This is a genomic window from Streptomyces sp. LS1784 (assembly GCF_020103755.1).
Lineage (GTDB): Bacteria > Actinomycetota > Actinomycetes > Streptomycetales > Streptomycetaceae > Kitasatospora.
On the sequence record NZ_JAHSQD010000465.1, the window covers coordinates 1 to 6644 of the forward strand.

The 6644-nt window shown below is 70.8% G+C and carries 6 protein-coding genes and 1 pseudogene; 3 read left to right on the forward strand and 4 right to left on the reverse strand.

Going from position 1 to position 6644, the window contains the following annotated elements; translation table 11 throughout:
• From KS423_RS34745 to KS423_RS34755, 3 genes and pseudogenes are all read right to left on the reverse strand, one after another.
• Nucleotides 1-309: pseudogene (locus KS423_RS34745) on the reverse strand (NUDIX hydrolase); the annotation flags it as partial.
• Between the two features lie 115 nt (nt 310-424).
• Nucleotides 425-892, reverse strand: coding sequence for a RidA family protein (locus KS423_RS34750; RefSeq protein WP_224283742.1), 468 nt, complete (start codon nt 890-892; stop codon nt 425-427).
• Nucleotides 889-1047, reverse strand: a complete 159-nt coding sequence (locus tag KS423_RS34755) for a DUF4177 domain-containing protein (protein WP_158835332.1) — start codon at nt 1045-1047, stop codon at nt 889-891. The genes KS423_RS34750 and KS423_RS34755 overlap by 4 nt, the downstream gene beginning before the upstream one ends.
• A gap of 212 nt (nt 1048-1259) precedes the next feature.
• Between KS423_RS34755 and KS423_RS34760 the strand changes: the two genes are divergently transcribed.
• Together KS423_RS34760 and KS423_RS34765 are read left to right on the forward strand one after the other, a co-directional pair.
• Nucleotides 1260-2333 (forward strand): ArsA-related P-loop ATPase, encoded by a 1074-nt coding sequence (locus KS423_RS34760; RefSeq protein WP_224283743.1) that lies wholly within the window; start codon nt 1260-1262, stop codon nt 2331-2333.
• Nucleotides 2330-3580: an ArsA family ATPase gene (locus KS423_RS34765; RefSeq protein WP_224283744.1), complete on the forward strand. Its 1251-nt coding sequence runs from the start codon at nt 2330-2332 to the stop codon at nt 3578-3580. The genes KS423_RS34760 and KS423_RS34765 overlap by 4 nt, the downstream gene beginning before the upstream one ends.
• Before the next feature lie 47 nt (nt 3581-3627).
• On the opposite strand, the gene KS423_RS34770 is transcribed toward KS423_RS34765, so the two are convergent.
• Nucleotides 3628-3951 (reverse strand): WhiB family transcriptional regulator, encoded by a 324-nt coding sequence (locus KS423_RS34770; RefSeq protein WP_195911063.1) that lies wholly within the window; start codon nt 3949-3951, stop codon nt 3628-3630.
• A gap of 501 nt (nt 3952-4452) precedes the next feature.
• On the opposite strand from KS423_RS34770, the gene KS423_RS34775 reads away from it, so the two are divergent.
• A partial coding sequence (locus tag KS423_RS34775; RefSeq protein WP_224283745.1) for a transglycosylase domain-containing protein occupies nt 4453-6644 on the forward strand: 2192 nt, incomplete at its 3' end.

Here is a 6644-nt window from a genome sequence, read left to right on the forward strand (position 1 = left end):
CCGCGCCGTCCGGGCGTCCACCCCGAGCCGCCGCGCCCACTCCTCGGGCGCCGGACCGGCCCAGCCCGGCTCGACCTCGGCGTCCCGCGGGTCCACCCCGCCGCCCGGGTAGGCGTACATCCCGGCCGCGAAGGCCATCGAGGCACGCCTGCGCAGCAGGTAGGCCTCCGGCCCCTCGGCGGCGTCGCGCAGCAGCACGACGGTCGCGGCGGGCCGGGGCACCGGCGGGGTCACCGCTCCGGATTCGACCGCCCGGATCCGGGCAGGCCAGCCGGGCGGCATCGGGAGCGTCGTCGCTCGATGGTCCATGCCCGGATGCTAGGGCGTGTCCGACAATTCCCGCCAGGCTCACGAATCGATCGGACACACCCCGGCAACACGGAGGCGGGGCCGGACGGACCGGGCCCCGCCTCCGCGATCGCACTCAGGCGGTCTTGATGCGCGCCTGGAGCTCGACCTCGACCGGGGAGTCCAGCGGCAGCACCGCGACGCCGACGGCGCTGCGGGCGTGCACGCCCGCGGCGCCCAGCACCTTGCCGAGCAGCTCGCTGGCGCCGTTGACGACGGCCGGGACGCCGATGAAGTCGGGGGCGGCGGCGACGAAGCCGACGACCTTGACGATCCGCTCGATCCGGTCGAGGTCGCCGATCACCGACTTCACGGCGGCCAGGGCGTTCAGCGCGCAGATCTGCGCGAGCTCCTTGGCCTCCTCCGCGGAGACCTCGGCGCCGACCTTTCCGGTCGTCGGCAGCTTGCCCTCGACCACCGGGAGCTGGCCGGAGGTGAACACGAGGTCGCCGGACAGCACGGCCGGCACGTACGCGGCGACCGGGGCGGCCACCGGCGGCAGGGTCAGACCCAGCTCGGCGAGCTTCTCCTCGACCTTGCTCATGCGCTCTTCTCCCGCTTGAAGTAGGCCACCAGCTGCTCCGGGTTCGGGCCGGGCACGACCTGGACGAGCTCCCAGCCGTCCTCGCCGAAGTTGTCCAGGATCTGCTTGGTGGCGTGCACCAGCAAGGGCGCCGTCATGTATTCCCACTTGGTCATGGCCAGACTCTAGACGAGCCGTCACGGTGATCCGCGCCGCCCGCCGCGAGGCGTGTGAGGTGGGGCACAAAGAGGGCATGATCCGGCCTGGCGGCCCAGGTGCCCCGGGCATCCGGTGCGCTCCCTGGTTACCCTCGCGAGAGGGCACCCTGGTGAGGGGCACCCTCGCCAGGAGGGGACGCCCGTAGGACGGAGACGGACGGAGACGGAGCGTGGCACGCACCCCCGGCCAGGCGGCCCGGCGCGACCCCGACTGGGAGGGCGTCCGGCTGCACGTGGTCAGCGGCAAGGGCGGCACCGGGAAGACCACCCTGGCCGCGGCACTGGCCCTGGCACTCGCCGCCGACGGCGGACGGGTGCTGCTGATCGAGGTCGAGGGCCGGCAGGGCATCGCCGAGCTGTTCGGGATCGCCGCACTCCCGTACGAGGAGCGCCGGATCGCCTCGGTCTCCCGCGCCCAACTGGGGCTGCCCTCCGGGCGTGGCGGGCCCGGCGAGGTGTTCGCGCTGGCGATCGACACCGAGCTGGCGCTGCTGGAGTACCTGGAGATGTTCTACAAGCTCGGCCGGGCCGGGAAGGCGCTCCAGAAGGTCGGCTTCGTCGACTTCGCCACCACCATCGCGCCGGGCGTGCGGGACGTCCTGCTCACCGGCAAGGCCTGCGAGGCGACCAGGCGCAAGGACCCGGACGGGCGGCGGCGCTACGACGCCGTGGTGATGGACGCCCCGCCGACCGGGCGGCTGACCCGGTTCCTGAACGTCAACGCCGAGGTCGCCGGGCTGGCCCGGATCGGCCCGATACACACCCAGGCGCAGGCCGTGATGCGGGTGCTGAAATCGCCGGAGACCGCGGTGCACCTGGTCACCCTGCTGGAGGAGATGCCGGTGCAGGAGACGGTCGACGGCATCGAGGAGCTGCGCGAGGCGAAGCTCCCGGTGGGCGGGGTGATGGTCAACCTGGTCCGGCCGCCGGTGCTGGACGCGGCGGCGGTGGCCGCGGTGGACGGGGACCACCGCGAGGAGGTCGCCCGGGCGCTCGGGGAGGCCGGGCTCGGCGGCCGCACACGCACCGCGGAGAAGGTCCGGGCGGCGGTGGAGCCGCTGCTCGACCCGTTGCTGGAACAGGCCAGGGAGCACGCCGAGCGGGTGGAGCTGGAGCGCGCGCAGCGCGCCGACATCCAGCAGCTGCGGCTCCCGACGTACGAACTGCCGCTGCTGGGCGAGGGCGTGGACCTCGGCGGGCTGTACCGGCTGGCGGGCGAACTGAAGCGGCAGGGGGCGGCATGACCACCAACGGCAGGGCCACCGACGGCACGGTGACCGACGGGGTCCGGAGCACCGGGCGGCGACTCGCGGTGGACGAGCTGATCGACGACCCGAAGACCAGGATCATCGTCTGCTGCGGCTCCGGCGGCGTCGGCAAGACCACCACCGCCGCGGCGCTCGGCCTGCGGGCGGCCGAGCGCGGCCGCAAGGTCGTGGTGCTGACCATCGACCCGGCCCGCCGGCTCGCCCAGTCGATGGGCCTGACCGAGCTCGACAACACCCCCCGGGTGGTCAAGGGGGTCGCCGGCATGGAGGGGGCGCCGCTCCGCGGCTCGGACGAGGACGGTGGTGGGAGCCGGGAGGGGGAGCTCCACGCCATGATGCTGGACATGAAGCGGACCTTCGACGAGGTCGTGCTGGCCCACGCCGAGCCCGGACGCGCCAAGGCGATCATGGAGAACCCCTTCTACCAGTCCCTGTCGGCCGGCTTCGCGGGCACGCAGGAGTACATGGCGATGGAGAAGCTCGGGCAGCTGCGCGCCGCCGAGGAGTGGGACCTGATCGTCGTGGACACCCCGCCGTCCCGCTCGGCGCTGGACTTCCTGGACGCGCCCAACCGGCTCGGGTCCTTCCTGGACGGCCGGGTGATCCGGATCCTCACCGCCCCGGCCAAGGTCGGCGGGCGCAGCGCGATGCGCTTCCTGAACGCGGGAATGGGCCTGCTCACCGGCACCCTGGGCAAGATCTTCGGTGCCCAGCTGCTCACCGACGTGCAGACCTTCGTCAGCGCGATGGACTCGATGTTCGGCGGTTTCCGGGAGCGCGCGGACCGCACGTACCAGCTGCTCAAGGCACCGGGCACGGCGTTCCTGGTGGTGGCCGCACCGGAGCGGGACGCGCTGCGCGAGGCGGCGTACTTCGTGGACCGGCTGGCCGCGGACCGGATGCCGCTGGCCGGGCTGGTGCTCAACCGGGTGCACGGCACGGGCGCGCCGCAGCTCACCGCGGAGCGGGCGCTGGCGGCCGCCGAGGCACTGGAGGAGAACGGCTCGGAGCACGCCTCGCCCGCGGCGGAGGTGCTCGCGGCCGGACTGCTGCGGCTGCACGCCGAGCGGATGCAGATCATGGGGCGCGAACGCCGCACCCGCGACCGCTTCGTCTCGGTGTACCCGGACGTGCCGATCGTGGAGGTGCCGGCGCTGCCGGGCGACGTGCACGACCTGGACGGACTGCGGGCGATCGGGGACCGGCTCAACGGTCCGGTGTAGCCCGCGCCCGAGGGGCCGACCGGCCGGGCCGCGCGGTGCGGCCGGGCTCAGCCCGCCTGGGCGTAGTCCGTCAGTATCACGCCGGTCGCGAGGGACTCCTCGTACTCGGTGCGCGCCGTCTCCAGCAGCTTCCGCCACGAGATGACGGTCGGGCGGCGGCGCAGCAGCGCCCGGCGCTCGCGCTCCGTCATCCCGCCCCACACTCCGAACTCCACCCGGTTGTCCAGGGCGTCCGCGAGACACTCCGTCCGGACGGGGCAGCCGCTGCACACCGCCTTCGCGCGGTTCTGTGCCGCCCCCTGGACGAACAGTTCGTCCGGATCACTCGTGCGGCAGGCGGCCTGCGCACTCCAGTCGTCAACCCAGCCCATGCCGGCGCCGTCCTCTCCCGTATCGAGGCTCCCCCACGGCGGCAACGGCATATTCACCGTTGCCAGTTGAGGACGTTACGGAAGAACGACAGCTTGCAACAGCCCCTTCGGGCTCAATCTCGAATGACCCGATTGGACTATGGGTGTCGATCAGCTCACTCGTTGGAGTGATCGCAGGTCGCGCGCCTTGCCAAAGGCAGAACGCCCACTCTTGCCACAGGCGCCATCACGGAGCGCAACCAATCACGCGGGCACAGCGGGCCCCAGCCGCCTCAAAACCCGGCCAACGACGGGCAATTCGGGCAAGTCTCCTCGCCCACAAGAGTGAATGATGTTGACGCACCGAAGCTGTCGCAAGCTTGTGACAAGCCTAGGCGAACACCTGCCCCCGTGTGCAGGATTCCGCAACGTAGGGTTCTCCCCATGGCACCGAAGCGCCCTCAGGCATCCCAGCCCCCAGGCAACACCGGAGCTCCGCGGGGCAGGACCGGCGGATCACCGTTGGAGCACGCCGGCAACGGCGTGAAGTTCCTGGGCGTCAGCGTGCTCTCCGGAGTCCTGCTGGCAGGGCTCGCTCTGCCCGCCGTCGGCGCCATCGGGCTGACCGCCAAGGACACGGCGGAGAGCTTCGACAACGTCCCCGACGACTTCAAGACCCCGCCGCTCACCCAGGCCACCCAGATCTTCGACGCCAAGGGCGGCCTCATCGCCAAGGTCTACGAGCGCGACCGCACCGTCATCACCGCCGACCAGATGTCACCGTTCATGCGGCACGCCCAGGTCGACATCGAGGACGCCCGCTTCTACGAGCACGGCGCCGTCGACCTCAAGGGCATCCTCCGCGCGATCGGCAAGAACGCGGAGAGCGGGACCACCTCCCAGGGCGCCTCGACGCTGACCCAGCAGTACGTCAAGAACGTCAACGTGGAGAAGGCCGGCGACGACCAGGCGGCCGTCCTGGAGGCCCAGCGCAAGACCCTGGGCCGCAAGATCCAGGAGCTCAAGGTCGCCATCAAGCTGGAGGAGGACCTGTCCAAGGACCAGATCCTCACCAACTACCTCAACATCACCTTCTACGGCCACCAGGCCTACGGGGTGGAGGCCGCCTCCCAGCGCTACTTCAGCAAGAGCAACAAGGACCTGACCATCGCCGAGGCCGCCACCCTGGCCGGCATGGTGCAGAACCCGTCGTCCTACGACCCGGTGCGCTACCCCGAGAACACGGTCAAGCGCCGCAACGTCGTGATCGACAAGATGCTGGAGAACAAGCACATCACCGCCGACCAGGCGAAGGAGGCGAAGGCCGCCCCGCTGGGTCTGAAGTACAAGGACCCGCAGAACGGCTGCATCACCGCCCAGGCCGGGATGGGCTTCTTCTGCGACTACGTGCGCCACGTGGTCAAGCAGGACCCGGCCTTCGGCAAGAGCGCCGACGAGCGCAAGAAGGTGTGGAACACCGGCGGTCTGAACATCTACACCACGCTGGACCCGGACAAGCAGGCCGCCGCCCAGAACGCCGTCACCAAGAAGGTCTTCGTGACCGACCCGGTCTCGGCGGCCGCGACCATGATGGAGCCGGGCACCGGCAAGATCCTGGCAATGGCCCAGACCCGCCCGTACGGCCTGGACCCGAACAAGAACCAGACCGTCGTCAACCTCAACGTGGACGCCGCGATGGGCGGCGGCAACGGCTTCCAGACCGGTTCGACCTTCAAGCCGATCCTGGCCGCGGCGGCGCTGGAATCGGGCATGCCGAACACCCAGGCGTTCCCGTCCGAGAACAAGATCGAGTACCCGCAGATGTCCACCTGCACGGGCACCTGGAAGAACACCGTCAAGCCCAAGGAGACGGTGAAGAACGAGCAGGACAGCGAGATCGGGCCGTACCAGCTGAAGGAGGCCATGGCCCGCTCGGTCAACACCTACTTCGTGCAGATGGAGCAGCAGGTCGGCCTCTGCGCGATGAAGCAGATGGCGAACAAGCTGGGCATCACCCAGTCCGCCAAGGGTGACCAGTTCCAGGAGGTGCCCTCGATGGTCCTCGGCACCCTGGAGCTCTCCCCGCTGACCATGGCGAACGTCTACGCGACCTTCGCCGCCCGCGGCAAGTACTGCACCCCGGTCGCGATCAACAAGATCACCACGGTGGACGGCAAGGACGTCCCGGTCCCGCAGTCCCAGTGCAGCCAGGCCTTCTCCGAGCAGACCGCGGACTCGCTCAACGCCGTCCTGCTGAACGTGACGGAGAAGGGCACCGCCGCCGCCCTGACCATGGACGACGGCCGCAAGATCGCGGGCAAGACCGGCACCACCGACGAGAAGAAGGCCGCCTGGTTCAGCGGCTACACCCCGTCGCTGGCCACCGCGGTCTGGCTCGGCGGCCCGGCCGGCGGCGTCAAGATGAAGAACATCACCATCGGCGGCAAGCCCTTCACCGAGGTGTTCGGCGCCGACGGCCCCGGTCCGATCTGGGCGATGGCGATGAACCAGGCGCTCAAGGGAACCCCGCTGGAGCCGATCCAGACCGCCAACATCCCGGACCCGCAGCCGCCCGTTCCCCCGGCGATCCCGGGCGGCCGCGGTCAGGGTGAAGCTGTTGGAGTCGGCGATCTGCCCGGGGCCGACCGGTCGGCCGGGCTGGACCAGCTCGCTGCCGGTGGACAGCACCACGACCCGAGGACGCGGGCGGACCT